Annotated in this window: 15 protein-coding genes and 1 pseudogene; 5 read left to right on the top strand and 11 right to left on the bottom strand. The window is 46.1% G+C overall.

Going from position 1 to position 17638, the window contains the following annotated elements; genetic code table 11:
• The first annotated feature begins 85 nt into the window (after positions 1-85).
• Both N5E84_RS15920 and N5E84_RS15915 read left to right on the top strand, forming a co-directional pair.
• Entirely contained in the window at positions 86-1963 is a 1878-nt protein-coding gene (locus N5E84_RS15920; protein ID WP_019282366.1) for a PhoX family protein, read from the top strand.
• 313 nt (positions 1964-2276) lie between these two features.
• Complete coding sequence (locus N5E84_RS15915) at positions 2277-3032, top strand: phosphatase PAP2 family protein (protein WP_019282365.1); 756 nt, start codon at positions 2277-2279, stop codon at positions 3030-3032.
• 89 nt (positions 3033-3121) lie between these two features.
• Here N5E84_RS15915 and N5E84_RS15910 read toward each other — a convergent pair whose 3' ends face one another.
• Together N5E84_RS15910 and N5E84_RS15905 are read right to left on the bottom strand one after the other, a co-directional pair.
• Positions 3122-3826, bottom strand: a complete 705-nt coding sequence (locus N5E84_RS15910; RefSeq protein ID WP_019282364.1) for a hypothetical protein — start codon at positions 3824-3826, stop codon at positions 3122-3124.
• Between the two features lie 97 nt (positions 3827-3923).
• On the bottom strand, positions 3924-5768 hold the full coding sequence (locus N5E84_RS15905; protein WP_019282363.1) for an ABC transporter ATP-binding protein: 1845 nt from the start codon (positions 5766-5768) through the stop codon (positions 3924-3926).
• Positions 5769-6279: 511 nt separating this feature from the next.
• On the opposite strand from N5E84_RS15905, the gene N5E84_RS15900 reads away from it, so the two are divergent.
• The gene (locus N5E84_RS15900) at positions 6280-7251 is read left to right on the top strand and encodes an arginine deiminase-related protein (RefSeq protein ID WP_019282362.1); all 972 of its coding nucleotides are present in this window, start codon (positions 6280-6282) and stop codon (positions 7249-7251) included.
• Here N5E84_RS15900 and N5E84_RS15895 read toward each other — a convergent pair.
• The 8 genes from N5E84_RS15895 to N5E84_RS15860 form a co-directional block, all read right to left on the bottom strand.
• Entirely contained in the window at positions 7241-8197 is a 957-nt protein-coding gene (locus N5E84_RS15895; RefSeq protein ID WP_026028163.1) for a diguanylate cyclase domain-containing protein, read from the bottom strand. The two genes, N5E84_RS15900 and N5E84_RS15895, sit on opposite strands and share 11 nt — an antisense overlap.
• 119 nt (positions 8198-8316) lie before the next feature.
• Positions 8317-8739 carry a hypothetical protein gene (locus N5E84_RS15890; protein WP_017042894.1) on the bottom strand — a complete coding sequence of 141 codons (423 nt, stop codon included), beginning with the start codon at positions 8737-8739 and terminating at the stop codon, positions 8317-8319.
• A gap of 188 nt (positions 8740-8927) precedes the next feature.
• Positions 8928-9809 (bottom strand): L-ribulose-5-phosphate 3-epimerase, encoded by an 882-nt coding sequence (locus N5E84_RS15885; RefSeq protein ID WP_029189691.1) that lies wholly within the window; start codon positions 9807-9809, stop codon positions 8928-8930.
• An 8-nt stretch (positions 9810-9817) separates the two neighbouring features.
• A complete protein-coding gene (locus N5E84_RS15880) occupies positions 9818-10465 on the bottom strand; it encodes a 3-keto-L-gulonate-6-phosphate decarboxylase UlaD (protein WP_017049270.1) in 648 nt (215 codons plus the stop codon).
• 5 nt (positions 10466-10470) lie between these two features.
• Positions 10471-11292, bottom strand: coding sequence for a Cof-type HAD-IIB family hydrolase (locus N5E84_RS15875; protein WP_019282361.1), 822 nt, complete (start codon positions 11290-11292; stop codon positions 10471-10473).
• A gap of 5 nt (positions 11293-11297) precedes the next feature.
• Positions 11298-11990 (bottom strand): L-ribulose-5-phosphate 4-epimerase, encoded by a 693-nt coding sequence (locus tag N5E84_RS15870; protein WP_019282360.1) that lies wholly within the window; start codon positions 11988-11990, stop codon positions 11298-11300.
• Between the two features lie 7 nt (positions 11991-11997).
• A complete protein-coding gene (locus tag N5E84_RS15865; protein ID WP_019282359.1) occupies positions 11998-12480 on the bottom strand; it encodes a PTS sugar transporter subunit IIA in 483 nt (160 codons plus the stop codon).
• 77 nt (positions 12481-12557) lie between these two features.
• Positions 12558-14318: a PTS ascorbate-specific subunit IIBC gene (locus tag N5E84_RS15860; protein ID WP_026028425.1), complete on the bottom strand. Its 1761-nt coding sequence runs from the start codon at positions 14316-14318 to the stop codon at positions 12558-12560.
• Between the two features lie 390 nt (positions 14319-14708).
• On the opposite strand from N5E84_RS15860, the gene ulaR reads away from it, so the two are divergent.
• Together ulaR and ulaG are read left to right on the top strand one after the other, a co-directional pair.
• Entirely contained in the window at positions 14709-15464 is a 756-nt protein-coding gene (ulaR, locus tag N5E84_RS15855; RefSeq protein WP_026027147.1) for an HTH-type transcriptional regulator UlaR, read from the top strand.
• 123 nt (positions 15465-15587) lie between these two features.
• Positions 15588-16655 carry an L-ascorbate 6-phosphate lactonase gene (gene ulaG, locus N5E84_RS15850; protein ID WP_019282357.1) on the top strand — a complete coding sequence of 356 codons (1068 nt, stop codon included), beginning with the start codon at positions 15588-15590 and terminating at the stop codon, positions 16653-16655.
• A gap of 101 nt (positions 16656-16756) precedes the next feature.
• On the opposite strand, the pseudogene N5E84_RS15845 reads toward ulaG, so the two are convergent.
• Positions 16757-17638 (bottom strand): annotated as a pseudogene (locus N5E84_RS15845) (glycogen debranching enzyme); the annotation flags it as partial.

The raw sequence follows: 17638 nt of genomic DNA, 5'->3' as shown, positions 1-17638 counted from the left end.
ATGTAAATTTAACTTATTTGTCACGATAGACCGCTAAGCTGCTTGCAAAATCCAATAACAAGACAAGTAAAGTCAAGGAGCAAACATGTGGAAGCGTGAAGAGCAAGAGTCTCAATTTAGTGAAATGATCGAAGCGAGGCTCTCTCGTCGTCGTTTTATGGCGGGTAGTGCGGCAGTCAGTGCAGGCGCGTTTTTATCTTTAAATCCAGTTGCTAAGGCTGTGGCGGCAAAGTCGAGCTCTTCACTGCTCAATTTTGAAGCCATTCCTGTCTCAACGGCAGATGCCATCGTTGTTCCTAAAGGGTATAAAGCGACTCCGTTGATTTCATGGGGTGACCCCATTTCTGTTGATGCTCCTGAGTTTGACCAAAGTGGTAAACAAGATTCACGAGCACAAGAGCTTCAATTTGGTGATAACACTGATGGCATGAGCTTCTTCCCCATTTCGGATGATCGCGGTGTACTTGCGATTAATAATGAATACACCAACTACGAATACTTGTTTGATCACAAAGGTAAATCGATGACAGCAGATGATGTGCGTAAAGCGCAAGCTGCGGTCGGCGTTACTGTCGTTGAAGTGATGAACAAAAATGGCCAGTGGACGGTTGACCGCGCAGGGAAGCGTAACCGTCGTATCACGGCAAACACACCAATGTTGCTCACAGGGCCAGCTGCAGGCCATACGCTAATGAAAACCGCCACTGATCCTAAGGGCTTAAATCCACTGGGAACTTTTAACAATTGTGCGAATGGTCAAACGCCGTGGGGGACATACTTAACGTGTGAGGAGAACTTTGATGATTTCTTTGGTAGTAACCAAGATGGCGTGAAGTTAACGGCTGATCATAAGCGTTATGGTATTGAAGCCAAACCCAGTGATTATCAGTGGCACCAACATGATGAGCGTTTTGACGTTGCGAAAAACCCCAATGAGCCAAACCGCTTTGGTTGGGTGGTGGAAATTGATCCGAACGATCCAACATCGACGCCACTTAAACGCACGGCGTTAGGCCGTTTCAAACATGAAAATGCGGCGCTTACTCTCAACAAAGATGGCCATGCTGTGGTCTATCTGGGGGATGATGAACGCGGTGAACATCTATACAAATTCGTTTCAAAAAATCGCTACCAAGCTGGTAACGATGCGGCGAATCGCAATTTATTAGAAGAAGGAACCCTCTTTGTCGCTAAGTTTGATATGAATGATAAAGAACTGAAAGGCTCGGGAAAATGGCTTGAACTGACCTTTGGTAAAAATGGTTTAACGCCAGAAAATGGCTTTAAGGACCAAGCAGAAGTGATGATTTTTGCTCGCCGCGCAGCGACTCAAGTGGGTGCTACGACAATGGATCGTCCTGAATGGGTTGCGATTCACCCTGATAATAAGCACGTGTTCTGTACACTGACCAACAATAAAAACCGAGGTAAAGAGGGGCAGCCTGTGGGTGGCCCTAACCCTCGCGCTAAGAATAACTATGGCCAGATTCTGCGCTGGATGCCAGCCAATGAGGATCACACTAGCACTGTGTTTGCATGGGATCTGTACTTGATTGCGGGCAACCCAACGGTACATAAAGGCGATCTCTATGCGGGCAGCGACAATATCTCAGCAGACAACATGTTCAACAGCCCAGATGGTATCGGCTTTGACAAAGCGGGTCGCTTGTGGATTCAAACCGATGGCAACTATTCCAACAAAGGGGATTTTGCCGGGCAAGGCAACAACCAAATGTTGTGCGGGGATCCAATTACTGGTGAAGTGAAACGTTTCCTAACTGGGCCGATTGCTTGTGAAATAACAGGGTTAACTTTTTCACCGGATCAAAAAACCATGTTTGTTGGCGTTCAACACCCTGGGGAAGATGAAGCGCCATCGCATTTCCCATACGGTGGAACCACCAAGCCGCGTTCGACCATTATGATGATCACTCGTGAAGACGGCGGGGTGATTGGCGCATAAGCCCTGATCATTTTCCGCTGAAGGGAGCTGCGGCTCCCTTTTTAACATTCCTGCTGTCGGTCAACGCTGTTACCATCATCCATTCACGTTCTTGGCGCCTCCTATCTTGCACGAAAGAAGACGTTGTTTCGGTTAGGCAGGACATGGTCTGGTTTACTTTTCCTACACGTTATGTATGAATTCTTTGTGTCAGGAAAATAAGTAAAAAGGGTGAGACCGGGGCGATTATTTTCCCTCAAATTGACAATTGCTTGATACGTTCTTTGCGTGTCGTCCGTTATTATGCTGATCTTCAATAATCCAGCGGTGTCTATTGAGCGTGAAAAAGCAAATCCAAATGAAAAAATCGGGCTTAGTACTCTTAGCCTCGTTCTCGTTGCTGTTAGTTCCCATCTCATTGGTTGGGTCTTCGATTGATTTGACCACACCAGTGAGCGAGGGCGTCGGTGCATTTTTTACCTATTTAACCGATTCGGCTGGTTGGCAAGGTTTTGGCTTTACCTTTGCTTTGTTGGCTTTTTTGGCAACACGGACAGCGACTTCCCGCATTGAACTGCTTAACCGCATTATTCAAATTGGCTTGTTATTGGTGATTGGTATGGCTGCCAAAACGGGTTTAAAACATCTGACAGAGAGCCCTCGTCCATACACCGAATTAATGACGTATGAGTTACTTATCCCAAACCCTGCGCATTTTTATAAATTGAGTGAATTACAAAAAGAAAGTGTGATGACCGACATCGCAACCCAAGTCAGTGACTGGCGTTTACGTCATTGGCAGGGTGAAAAGGACTATTCATTTCCTTCTGGCCATACGATCTTCGCTGCTATTTGTCTGGCTTTCTTTGGTGGCCTGTTTATTGAACAAAAGCGCTATATTTTTGCGGCGGGTCTACTGCTTTGGGCCTGTGGGGTCGCCTTTAGCCGCTTATGGTTAGGGATGCATCGTCCGGTTGATTTATACGGCTCCTTGCTGTTTGTCAGCATGATTTACCTTGTGATACCCAAAGTGTACCCCTTAGATCACCCTAAATTAAAACCGTTATTAACGCGTCTTCATCTCTGTTAAGTGGTCACGAGTCATCATAAAAAAGCCAGCACATTTAAACGTGCTGGCTTTTTTTTAATCACATTTTACAATCACATAAGTAACGGCAATCAGGCAAAGAAGGAGGAAGCCACACCAATCAAACCACCGAATACTCCACCCCAAACAACCAACCAGCCAAGGTGCTGTTTAATCATCTTCTGTACCATCTCTTTCACCAATTTAGGCGTGAGTTCATTGAGACGTTGATCGATGATGTTTTCGATGTTAGCGGTGATCTCTTCAATCATCTCAGGAGCTTCTAACTGCTCTTTGAGCGTTTGTTTAACGTTATCGCTTTGGCTGATATCAATCATAGATTGCTGCATTTTTTCGACAAACGGTTGCTTGAGTGGTTGTAGCGCGTCGGTTCCACCAAACATCGCCAGCATGCCGCCAAATGGAGAGTTTGCAATCACTTCGACCAAAGAATCAAAGGTTGGGTTGAAGTCAACTTTGGCAATCACAGGCTCAAGATCCAACGTTTTACTGCCCGTCATCTCTTTACTGAGGAAGCGGTCAATATTGGACTGAGTGAAAAATTGCTCCATCATCAGGCTCTTGATTGCGGTTTTGAACTCTTCAAAGCGAGCAGGTATCACACCCGAGCCATATAGTCCGGGCACTTTTTCAAACAGCATGTGAATCGCAAGCCAGTTGGTGATTGCGCCAGAGAAGGCAAATAAGCCCGCATACAGCGCAATAGTGTTATCCAGTTGATAGCCCGCTGCAAGGAGCGCTAGCGCAATGATATTAGTGAGTAAGCTCTTGTTCATAATCCAAATCTAGTTAAATAAAGGGAATGGGCGAATTCTAAGGAAAAAGAGTCAATTGTGGAAGCATCAACGGAGCGCAAACTCCGTTGATAAACCATTAAGCAATCTCAACGTCGTCGCAACCGATAAAGCCACCCGTTTGGTGCGCCCATAGGTGTGCATAAATGCCGTTTTGAGCGATCAACTCTTGGTGTGTGCCTTGCTCAACGACGTTACCTTTATCGAGTACAATCAACCTGTCCATTGCGGCAATGGTTGATAAACGGTGAGCAATGGCAATCACGGTTTTGCCTTGCATCAGCTCATTTAAGCTCTCTTGAATTGCCGCTTCCACTTCGGAGTCGAGTGCGGATGTGGCTTCGTCGAGTACCAACAGTGGCGCATCCTTTAACAGCACGCGGGAAATAGCAATTCGCTGGCGCTGGCCGCCAGACAGTTTTACGCCGCGCTCGCCCACTTGCGCATCATAGCCTAGGTTACCAAATGGGTCGGTGAGTGTTTCGATAAACTCATGTGCGTGTGCCTGTCGGGTGGCTTGCAGCAGTTGTTCTTCACTTGCATCAGGGTTGCCATACAAAATGTTATCGCGGATCGAGCGATGCAACAGTGAAGTATCTTGCGTCACCATACCAATTTTGCTGCGCAATGAATCTTGGGTGACGTCATTGATCGCTTGCCCATCGATACGAATTTGCCCACTTTCAACATCATGAAAACGAAGCAGTAAATTGACTAAAGTCGATTTGCCAGCGCCAGAGCGCCCTACTAAGCCCACTTTTTCACCCGGTTTAATGGTCAGGTTTAAATGGTTAATAACGCCTTTATTCTCGCCATAGTGGAAACTCACGTCATCAAATTCGATGCCACCTTGTGCAACCTGCAACGGTTTTGCGTTGGGTTTATCTTCAATGGTGATCGGTTTCGAGAGGGTTTTCATGCCATCCACGACTGTGCCCATGTTTTCAAAGAGCGCACCGACTTCCCACATGATCCATTTCGACATGCCATTAATGCGCAATGAAAGGCTGATCGCAATCGCGATTGCACCAATACTGATGGCACTCTGCATCCATAGATAAATCGAAGTCGCCGCAATCACGAACACCAAAATATAGTTGGCGAGTTCAACGCACAGGTTAAAGCCAGTCACTAAACGCATTTGGCGGTGAACCGTGTCTAAAAAGCTCTCCATGCCTTGTTCGGCATAGTCGGTTTCTCGGCGGGTGTGTGAGAACAATTTGACCGTGGCTATATTGGTGTAGCTATCGACAATGCGCCCCGTCATGGTTGAGCGAGCATCGGCTTGTTCTGATGCTACTTTTTTAAGCTGTGGTACAAAGTGAAGTTGAATGCAAATGTAGGCCGCGAGCCAGACGAGCATCGGCACCATTAAACGCCAGTCTGCTTGCGCCAACATCACCACAATCGCAGTGAAATAGACTGACACATAGACAAACACATCCAAGGTCTTCATCACTGTTTCGCGGATGGATAACGCCGTTTGCATTACTTTAGTGGCAATTCTTCCCGCAAAGTCATCTTGGTAAAAAGAGAGGCTTTGTTTGAGCAGATAACGGTGCGCCAACCAACGGATCGACATGGGATAATTGCCGAGCATAGTTTGGTGGATCAACAGTGAATAGATGCCAATCAAAAGTGGCATGATCACGAGTACCAAAATAGATAAACCGATCAAGGTGTCTCGGTTCTCAGTTAGGAAAGTCTCTGGGTTACTGGATGAGAGCCAATCCACCAGTTGGCCCATAAAACCGAACAGTGATACTTCAACAACGGCAATTAACGTGCTGATTAACGCCATTAAAATGAGTGGTTTTTCAAAGCCGCGCGTGTAGTAACGACAAAAGGCCCATAAGGTCGCAGGAGGCTGTTTGGGTTCTTCTTTGGGAAAGGCTTGGGTAAAGCTTTCAAATTTTTTATACATCGAAAATCCTTATGCCAATTCTCGCTAAAGTATGAGAGACCAAAAGTCTAGAACGCGAGAATCTAACGTTGAACTCCTATAAGGGGAGCAAATGATGGAGTAAGCCGAACAGAAGTATAACGAAATCACAACATAAGTGGCGGATTACTTTTCGCGCTTGGCTCTAGAAAACGGCGCCTGATTAATACGGTGGTTAATGCAGCAAGCATCGGCTCGAATGGTCAGTAACGTCCATCGGATGAAAAAATGAAGCGAGTAAAATATCGTTATCGACGATAAGAGAACCATAAACGAGTTGCGTTACTTTTAAGTGAGTTTTTACTGTGAATATTTTTTGAATAATGGTGAATATTTGTAGGTGTGATGAGGATTTTGCCGTAATTTTTAATGTGAAAAGTAGTTTTCTCAGTAATTAATAGGAGTTATTCGATGAAATAACCCAAAATTCAGTCAATGTTATTTTAACATTATGCTTACAATTGGCCTAAAGTGAGTAGAAGGGAAAGTTTCTATGATGTTGCAGGAACAAGTGATCACACAGCCAGCCGTGAATACGGTGCAAAATGCCAATTGTGTCGTAATGGTGCCGCCAAAAGAGTTCAAATTTAACGCTCAAACGGCACAAGATAATGAATTTCAACACCAAGTTGCATTGAGTACCGCACAAGTTCGTATCCAAGCCATGGCCGAATATCAAAGCATGGTTGAGACACTGCGTCTCGAAGGCGTACAAGTAGTGGAGTTTGATTACCCATTATCTGAAGTGGAAACGCCAGATGCCGTCTTTCCCAATAACTGGTTTAGCACTACGCCAGAGGGAACTTTGTTTACCTTTCCGATGGCTTGTAAAAATCGACAGCAAGAAGTGCGCCCACAAGCGTTGGTTGAAGCTCTTACTTTGTCAGGCCGTAAGGTATTGGCGCAAGATTCGTTGCTCGCGTATCAAGACCAGCAGGCTTATCTTGAAAGCACCGGTGTGATGGTGATGGATCACCTTAATCGAACCATCTATTCGGCGTTGTCACAGCGCTGCGACCGTGAAGTGCTAGAGGAGTACGCTAAACGTATCGGTTATGATCGCGTGGTCTCTTTTCAAACGGCGTTGCCTTCAGGCCAACCGGTTTATCACACCAATGTGATGATGGCGGTTGGTGAAGCATTCTGCGTGATTTGCGATGAAGTGATCCCGGAGTTTGAACGCCGTTTTGTGGTTAAATCACTGGCCAAAGATAAACAGATCATCTCAATTTCACTTGAGCAGATGAACTGTTTCTGCGGCAACATTTTACAATTAGAAACGGCGGCAGGGGATAAAGTGATCGCTATGTCGCAATCGGCGTTTGATGCCTTTTCGCCGGCGCAGCGTGCGCAGCTGGCCAGTCACGGTAAGTTACTGCCGTGTAATGTGAAGACCATTGAGGATATTGGCGGTGGTTCGGTGAGATGTATGTTAGGGGAAGTGTTTTTGCCTTCTATTGGCTAAGATTGATGTACTCAACGCCATTTTTGCCATTTTTCTTCACCTGATACATTGCTTGGTCGGCCAATTCATATAAGGTTTCAAAAGTATGCGTTGAGGTTGTGAATTGGCAAACACCAATACTAAAGCCAATTTGCACTTCTCCATGGCTTAATTTTAGTGGTGAATAGGCTTTGGTGAGCAAACTGTCGATAAACTGCTTTAACGTTTCTGTGCTTTGGTTGATGCACAATAGGACAAACTCATCGCCGCCCAAACGAGCAATCGATGATGGTTGAGGCGCATTTTCTTGAAGCCATTGAGAAACTTGGAGTAGCACGAAATCCCCAGCTTGGTGCCCAAGATGATCATTGACGGTTTTAAAGTCATCCAAATCGATAAAAATTAGTGCCGCAGGGTGTTCGACAAGATCATTCATCTCGTCAAACTTAGTTTCTAGCGCTTTTCGATTTAATAGGTTGGTTAATGGATCTTGCGCGGCGAGTTTGGAGAGTTCTAATTCATAATGTTTTTCATTGGTAATATCCGTGTGGGTGCCCATCATGCGCAGCGGCTTTCCATTCTCATCATATTCAACGATTCGGCCGCGATCCGACACCCAGCTTTGACCTCCATCTTTGCGGATCATCCTGTGTATGACCTGATAGGTGTCAGCCTTGCCATTCAAATGGTCCTCAAAAGCGCCCACGGCTAAGTCATAATCGTCGGGGTGGAGCTTGCTTTTCCAAATGTCGACGGTGGCGTCTAGCTCGTGTGATTGATAGCCAAGCATATCACCCCATTCTCTATTGAATATTTTAAGGGTTCCGCTAGGAATGTGTTGTTCCCAAAGACAAAGACCAGTGCCTTCTAGCGTTGCATTCAGTTTTTCTTCAAGAGAGCTGTTTTCTTTTTTGAGATGCTCAACTTGCTCTTCAAGCTGCTTGATTCGTTTTAAGTACTCTTCCATAAACCATGATGAACCGAGTCTGCATTTATGTCGAGTGTGCCACAGTTTGCCGATGGATTCACAAGGTTGTTGATATCTTGTTCAATATACATCTCATTTTTTCCCGTGGGTCACAAAGCTTATTTGGTTTGAATAAATTTGCTGTAGGTACTGACTCGGCCGTTGATGTACTCAATACCGCAGTGAATGCTCTGTTCGTTATTGCCAACAATCTGATATTCGACAATAAATTCACCGCTGATCACTTTTATAAATAAGAAACCGTCGATGACTTTCCATAATCCTTGTAGCGTTTTTTCACCAAACAGATCTCGCTCGACTAACGTGCCATTAGGCTTTAAATGCAAAGCGGAAGAAAAACCGTCTACATTCACTTTTACCCAAGTATGCTGGTGAGCCTCAAAGCTTAATATTTTGCGTCGACACTTAACCCATTCTGCCAGCGCTTGCTCTTGGGTTGGGGTGAGCGTAGGGAGCGCTTCCATTTCTAAAAGGGTGTGATGCTTTTCATACCAGAAGAGTTGTAAGTGAAGTAATTTCATTGGTTCTCAGAGTGTTATGCATCGGGGCGTTATCAAAAAGCAACTCTGCGCGATTGTGTTGGTGATGTCAATATTTGCCAAGAAAAGCTACCGCGCTCACGGGGGAGAGGGCGCGGCATTATCCAATATGAGGATGAAGGGTGCATAAAAGATGCACCCGAGCACAATTTATAGGTTGAATAAATGAGCTATAGGTTGAATAAACGAGGCGAATCAGCGGCATCGCAGGCTTGATTTAGCCGATGCTGCGCAACACGAATATTGTGTTTCCAATGTTCATCTTGCGCCCACATTTCGATCACCATCGGCACAACACAGTTTGCCTCTTTCAGCGTTTGGGAAATAGCATCGAAATTGACTTCTCCTTCACCAATTACCAAGTCTCGAAATTGGCCCGTGGAACTAGAGGTGACGCAATGGGTATCTTTAAGGTGGATCTGAGTAATGTGTGGCATACCAAGTGCCAATTCAGTACACACATCGTAGTTCCAACCTGAAATGTTGCCTACATCTGGATACGCCATAAAATAGGGGGAGGGTACTTCCCGCTTTAGTATTTCGAACTTGCTCAGTGAATTAAGATAGCTGGTATCCATGATCTCCACTGCCAGCATCACGCCAGCACGCTCGGCCAGTTTGGCGGCAAGCTGCATGCCTTCAATGAAACGTTGATGAGTTTCTTTATTAGCGGGTTCGTAATAGACATCATAGCCTGCGAGTTGGATGGTGCGAATGCCCAGTTTGTAAGCTAAGGTAATTGCTTTCTCCATGTGCAGAATGGCTTGCTCTCTAATGGCGGGGTCTGACGAGCCAAAAGGAAACTTGCGGTGTGCACTTAGGCACATCGATTGCAGCGGGATTTGGTATTGCTCACACCATCTTCGTAGCTGATAGATGGTTGCATCATCCCAGTCTAAGCGTTGACGACGTTCATCCGACTCATCGACGGATATCTCTAAAAAATCAAACCCCAGCTCTTTCGTTGTGGCGAGCTTTTCTTCCCAACTGAAATGATTGGGGAGCGCTTTTTCATACAACCCGATACGTTGGCGTGGCAAATGTTGATACATACGGCCTCCTAGCACCAAAAACGATCGATTTGACTGCGCAGTGCTTCGGCAGTGACGCGACCTTTTTCACCGACCAATGCACGCCCCGCAATGAACGTTTTGGCCTTAATGCCTTCAAATAAATAGAGATCATCTGGCACGATGCCACCTGTGATGGAAAGTTCAAGCCCCATATCGGATAGAGTTCGCATCTTCTCAACATCTTCGCTTGTCCAACCAATACCGGCCAGTTCGGCATCTCTTGAACGGTGATAAATGGCTTGAGTGATACCAAGATCAATCCACGCTTGTGCATCAGCAAAGGTCCAGTTGCCGTAAATTTCGATTTGGATTTCGCCATCCAGTTCATCGGCGACTTTCTTACAAGCGCTGATGGTGGCGATATGCGCTGCGGCAGAAACGGTGATCCAATCCGCGCCAGCTTCAAATGCCATCCGCGCTAAAATAGCGCCGCCATCGGTGGTTTTCATATCGCACACTAGAATATGGTCAGGGTGATTATGGCGTAACGTTTTGACGGCCTTCATGCCTTCAGCAAAGGCGAGGATGGTGCCCACTTCGATGACATCAACAAAGCTTGCTACGTTTTTTGCCACTTCGATGGCAGAAATAAGGTCAGTTTGGTCGAGAGCGATTTGGATCATTGGTTTAGTCATGAGAGTTATCCTTGAATTTTGTCACGGATCAAACGGGCGAGCCCGTCGTGATTGTTATCGGTTGTACAAATCAGTTTGGCGTGGGATTTCACCGTATCGTCGGCATTGAGCATCGCCACTCCGAGCCCGGCGTAGTCGAGCATTGAAATGTCGTTATGGTTATCGCCGACAGCCAGCACGTGATTAGCGTGGTAGCCAAGCGATTGCACATATTCAGCCAAGCGCTGACCTTTACTGTTGCCTTTGGCAGCAAAGTCGATGCGATTCGACCATGAACGCTCACCGTTGAATGTCTCTTGTACCCAAGCTTGTTGGGCAAGGCGTTCAACGGAACTCGGTAGCCCTTCAACCACAAATTTCCAAATAAACGTTTCTTGCTCGACGCGGTGACGAAACGAGTCAATTTGCTCGATTTTGGGCTGTGCTGTTGGTGGGTACTGGCTGGCCCATTTTTCTAATGCTTGCATGTAGGCGATTGGGCTACGCTTGGAATAGGTCATCGCGTCGGTCACATACATCACCAGTTTCATTTGAAATTCTTTAGCCAGTGCAAGAAAGGTCAATGCATCGTGTTTGGTGATGGCATTGTGCTTGAGCACTTTTTCATTTTGGTAGTCATACACATAAGTGCCGTTGCAGCAGATTATGGGGGTTGTGAGCCCCAATTCTTGATAATAGGGTTTAGCCGCCGTGTGGTGACGGCCAGTCACGATCACCACGTGGCAGTGTTGCTGCACTTGTTGAATCGCCTGCTTTAGCTGAGGATGAATGGTGTGTTCATCAGTCAACACCGTGCCATCAAGGTCGAGCGCGAGAACTTTATACATAGCCGCTACCTTTGACCGTAGTAAGCGTTATCACCATGCTTACGTTGATAGTGTTTATCGGATAATTCCGGTTGAATCTTGATGCCACTGTTGAGCGAACGAGTCGCCAGCGCCATGGCGGAAATCTCTTCCAAGACGACAGCGTTATGAACCGCATCGTTAGCATCTTTGCCCCAAGAGAAAGGAGCGTGCCCGGCGACAATCACACTTGGCACCGCCATCGGATCAATGTGACGATGTTTGAACTCTTCGATGATCACAAGGCCGGTATTTTTCTCATATTGGCCAGCGATTTCATCGCAAGAAAGTTTGCGTGTGCAGGGGATGTCACCGTAAAAATAATCGGCGTGAGTAGTGCCTAAAGCGGGTATGTCAATGCCCGCTTGCGCCCAAATAGTGGCACTGCGCGAATGGGTGTGTACCACTCCGCCAATCTCTGGATAAGCTTTATAGAGTTCGAGGTGAGTGGCGGTATCACTGGATGGATTAAGTGTGCCTTCCACAATCGCGCCGTTAAGATCAACGATCACCATGTCATCGACTTTCATCACATCGTATTCTACGCCTGAAGGTTTGATGGCGATGACGCCCTTCTCGCGGTCTATTTCTGATACATTGCCCCAAGTGAAAGTGACTAAACCGTATTGGGGAAGCTTAAGATTTGCCGCAAATACTCGCTGTTTTAGTTCGCTATACATGACATCCTCACTCGACCAATTGCGCCGCTAACGCTTCATCAATCACTTGGTAAACATCCTGCGCGGTATGACAACGGCGCAGTTTATCGAGATCAACGCCAGTCTCGCTCTCTTCATCATCCAGCACTTGGGTTACTTCCATTAATCCTTCCATATGCTGATCAGACGAGCTGCCCGCTAAGGTGATCAGCACATCGACCGGTTCATCTTCGCCGTCAAAATAGACAGGCGTTTGCAGCGTCACTAAAGCAAAGGCGGTTCTGATCACGCCATTTTCAGGACGAGCATGAGGCAGGGCAAGATTAGGCGCGATGACGATATACGGGCCTAATTGTTCAACGCTGCTGATGATGGCATCGTGATAGCAGGGGTGGATGGCTCCTGATTTGATCAGCCTATCCGTACCGATTTTGATTGCCTCTTGCCAAGTGCTCGCCTGTGCATTTAATTGGATGGAATCATTGTCGATCAGTGATTGTTTCAGTCCCATGGTTCTATCTCCAGAGTGGGTGCCAGTGCGTCTGGCACCTATTGTTGTTTTTGTACTTATCGTTTTGTAGTAAATAGCTATTTCAAAGTGACAAAGTTTTTATCGATGATATCGAGCAGCTCATCACCAAAAGAGTTCGGATTCAGCATGTTTTGTACGCCGAGCACAAACTTGCCTTCTCCGGGCTCCATCTCACCAGAGAGATGTTTTGATGAGACGATGATGTCGGTGGTGGCGAGCTTAGATTTATAATCAGACACTGCGCAGGAATCCATCACGTGTGGAATGCCTTTTTTCTCCAGATACTTACCGATTTTCATCTTCATCATCATTGAGGAGCCTTGCCCATTGCCACACACGGCTAAAATGCTGACCGGGCGCACGCCATCACTGACTTTCAGTGCTTGTTCGACGGCGGCGATGACTTCTGGATCGTCACTGATGTTCACCAAACCTTGTGCATCTTCCTCTTCACGCAGTTTTTTAGAGGCAAAGAACATGTACACACCAGCCAATGCAATCAGTACAAAGAAGAACAGTTTTGAGACGGATAAGCCTTGCATGATCGGTGGGAAGACTAGCGCCCAGTCGGCCATGCCCATCCAGCCACTGAATTCGGTGCCGTATTGGTTGAAGATGTGAATGGCCCATGCTGAGCCAACGACTTCGATGATACCCATCACAAAACAGATCTTCATGACCGCGCGCCAGCCGCCAAAGTGGTTGGCAAAAACACCAATGGTCGCGTTGGAGAAGAACATCGGGATAAAGCCGGGAATGATCATGATCGGTGCATCAAAAGCGAGCATGGCCAGCACCGCCGTAAATTGACCAATCGCGCCCCACATAAAACCAAACACCATGGCATTAGGTGAGAACGCGTAGATAGCAGCGCAGTCAATGGCTAAAACCGCGTTAGGAATGACGCGCTCTGAGATACCTTTAAAGGCTTCAGACAGTTCGGCAACGAACATACGCACACCCGCTACGATAACTTGAATCGCTACCGCAAATTTAAGGCCAGTTTCCAGAATGTAGATAGACCAATGGGTTTTTCCCGCCATTGCTTGCAGGTTGTCTAAACCAAATGAGAGCAAAATAATGCCGAAAAATAGCGTCATCACAATCGCGGTTGCGGCAATACTGTCGTGGAAAATGTGCAACCATTTAGGCAGCTCAAGGTGGTCGACACTCTCGTTTTTGTCGCCCAATTTGGGGGCAATCTTAACCGCAATCCAAGACGCGACTTGTTGCTGGTGGCCGATGGAGAAACCGGCTCCACCCGTGACGGCTTCGGTAGGTTTGAACATAATGTTGGAGGAGATAGACCAGTAGAGCGCCATCAAAACAGCCGAATAAAGGATGGTTTCCCACATGCTTGCGCCCAGAACAAGGTAGAACACCGCAATTAATCCTGCCTGTTGGAACATAATATGCCCCGTTAGCATGATGGTGCGAATGCCTGTGTAGCGGCGCAGCAAAACGAGCAAGATGTTGATCGCCAGTGCCAGTAGTACGGTATAACCAACCCAAGAATAATCATCCCCCATGATTTCCATGGTGGCCATCATTGAGGTGTACGGGTCGATAACCGAGCCAGTTAAACCATGATATTCCGATAATTTCTCAATCACAGGCTTAAAGCCTGCCACTAAGGTCCCTGCACCCACCTGTACCAACATAAAGCCGACGATGGTTTTGATCGACCCTTTAATGATGGTGGTGGTATCTCTTCTTAATAACCAGTAACCGATAAGGGTGACTAAGCCCAGCAGCAAAGGTGCTTTAGTCATTACTTGGCTATAAAAAATGTAGAAGATATCGTAGATGAACTGCATATCTTTACCCCTTGATTCTCTATTTATCGTTATGTGTATTCCCGTCTTACTCGAAGCTGGGTGTAGGTCAGAGTGAATCAGCAAGGTGATGCCGATTTCAATCCTGTTTTGCTCACGAAATAGACTTTACCAATCAAAAGTAATCATTCAATGCTCATTTGTGATTATTTTGATTTTTATCAATTTCTTCGCCAAATGGAGACATTATTTGATACTCAAGTCACAGTTAAAATTTTATTTCAAATAAAATCAATTGGTTATGTTTTATTGTGAGCGAGAGGGAAGTTTTGTTCGTCCAGTGTTTGACATTGTGATGGATGAGAAATAGAATCAAAACAAATCATAAATAATCACCAAGTAATCACTTGATGAAAAGATAAGGTGATAACCATGAACGAAGTACAAAGACATAACGAGATACTGTCTTTGCTAGACAATATGCGCACCATCAACGTCACGCATATTATTGAGAAATTTAACGTGTCACCAGCAACGGCCCGCCGCGATATTTCTAAGTTAGATGAGCTAGGTAAGCTGAAGAAAGTTCGCAATGGTGCTGAACGTTTAGAGATTAGAAAGCGAGCGTGGACGCCGTTAAATATCGACAGTACGGATCATTTCCATGAAAAATCACAGATTGCCATGGCTGCGGCTAAGCTCTGCAACCCAGGTGACAGTGTGGTAATTAACTGTGGTTCTACCGCCTTCTTGCTCGGTAAAGAGTTGTGTGGCCAAGATGTTCAAATCGTGACTAACTATTTTCCACTGGCCAGTTACCTTATCAATGAAGATCACGACGATGTAATCATCATTGGTGGGCAGTACAACAAAGCACAAAACATTTTCCTCAACCCCGCCCCTGATTCGTTAGGTGGTTATGCCGGACATTGGATGTTCACCAGTGGCAAAGGGCTGACGGAAAATGGCCTATACAAAACCGATATGCTCACCGCCGTTGCCGAGCAACAAATGCTAGAGCAAATCGGTAAGTTAGTGGTGGTAGTGGATAGTTCTAAAGTTGGGCAGCGTACGGGCATGCTATTTTGCCCCGCCAGCAAGGTTGATATTGTTATCACTGGCAAAGCCGCCGATCCGCAAGTTATCCAAGCGCTACAACAGCAGGGGACAGAAGTGATTCTGGTATAGAAAGCACTTCGCTCTACACATTCTAATAATAAACACAGGCTCAGTGTCTTCACCTTTGGTTAAGACGCTTGGCTCCCTACATCCAAAATTTGTCTAACTGATCGTGAAATAAAAGGTGTTGCTATGAGTAAAATTGATGAAATCACACGCGATTCATGGGTTCTCAGTACGTTTCCTGAGTGGGGAACTTGGCTGAATGAAGAGATAGAAAAGACCGAAGTGGAAGCCAACACCTTTGCTATGTGGTGGCTTGGTTGTACAGGCATTTGGCTAAAAAGTGCCGGTAATACCAATCTTTCGATCGATTTTTGGTGTGGGACGGGTAAGAAAACACAAAAGAATGCCTTGATGAATCAACAGCATCAGATGATGCGTATGGGGGGCGTGCGTGAACTGCAACCCAACTTAAGAACGTCTCCTTTTGTGTTGGACCCATTTGGCATCAAAGAGATTGATGCGGTACTGGCGACGCATGATCACGCTGATCATATCGATATTAATGTCGCAGCAGCTGTGCTGCAAAACTGTGGTGAGCATGTGAAATTTATTGGGCCACAAGCTTGCGTTGACCTGTGGCAAGGCTGGGGAGTACCGAGTGAGCGCTGCATTGTGGCGAAAGTGGGTGATTGCATTGAAGTCGGCGATATCAGTATCCGAGTGCTGGACTCTTTTGATCGCACTGCGTTGATTACGCTGCCTAAAGGTGTTTCATCTTATGATAAGGGGATTCTTGATGGTATGGATGATCGCGCGGTCAACTACTTATTGGAAACCTCCGGTGGCTCAATCTACCATTCAGGTGATTCGCATTATTCGAACTACTATGCCAAGCATGGTAATGACTACAAGATTGATGTGGCGCTGCTCTCATACGGTGAAAACCCACGAGGCATCACAGATAAGCTGACTGCATCTGATATTTTGCGCGCAGGCGAGGCGTTAGATTGTGAAGTGGTGATCCCATTCCATCACGATATTTGGGCTAACTTCCAAAATGACCCGCGTGAAATTGAAGTATTGTGGCAAATGAAAAAAGATCGTCTGCAATACGGTTTTGCGCCATTCTTTTGGCAAGTGGGTGGAAAATACACCTACCCAAGCGACAAAGGACGTATGCATTACCAGCATTTCAGAGGCTTTAAAGACATTTTTGTCGATGAACCAGAGCTGCCTTTCAAAGCATTCTTGTAATATTCTGAAAGCAAAAATTAGAGAAGAGAAAGAGGCCAATTGGGCCTCTTTGTTTATTGGTAATCTCTTTGCTTATCGGTAATGATGTGCAGCACTTGATTTTATACTTCAGGTTGGTAGTGCAAAATTGTCATTGATATAGGCGACTGTAACAACTCACCTTCTGCATGGCCGGGTTGTACGTTACGTAAATTGGTATCGCATATCACTTCCCAGTTTTGGTTACGATCTTTAGGTAAAGTAAAACGAGCGGGTGCATTGGTTTGGTTGATCAAATAGAGCATTTCAGCCCCATCCGATCCAATGCCCATCTGCAATGCCACAGAACTTAAGCGGTTCCAATCATCATGTTCCATCAGTGTGCCATCCACGCGTCGCCAGAATACGCGGTTGGCATTACGTTCCTCACCACTAAAAGCACGAATAAAGGGCACCATATAAAGGTGTCTTGCCGCCACCATTTGACTCAACCAATGTTTGAAGTAGCTTTTGCGTTCGGTCATGTTCCAGTCAAGCCAACTGATCTCATTGTCTTGGCAATAAGCGTTGTTGTTACCTTGCTGAGTATGAGAAAGCACATCCGCGGTGAGAATATGAGGAATGCCAAAAGCAAAAAGTAAGCTCGCCATCATATTGCGTTTTTGCTTTTCGCGAGTTGCTTTTATCACCATGTTCTCTGTTTCGCCTTCGACGCCATAGTTGTCGGAGCGATTGTCACCGTGACCATCTCGGTTTTGTTCACCATTCGATTCATTGTGCTTATGCTTGTATGACACCAAATCTTGCATGGTGAAGCCATCATGATAAGTGATGTAATTGACGGTCAGTTTGTAGGGCCAGTTGGCGGCACTGTACAAGTCGCGCGAGCCCATTAAGCGTGTGGCGAACTCTTTTAAATAGCCTTGATCGCCGCGCCAGAAGCTGCGTGTGATATCACGTAATTTGTCGTTACATTCATTCCAACCGAAAGGAAAATTGCCTAC

The organism is Vibrio sp. J502 (assembly GCF_025397955.1).
GTDB classification, from domain to species: domain Bacteria; phylum Pseudomonadota; class Gammaproteobacteria; order Enterobacterales; family Vibrionaceae; genus Vibrio; species Vibrio anguillarum.
This window is presented reverse-complemented; position numbering and strand designations above follow the sequence as displayed.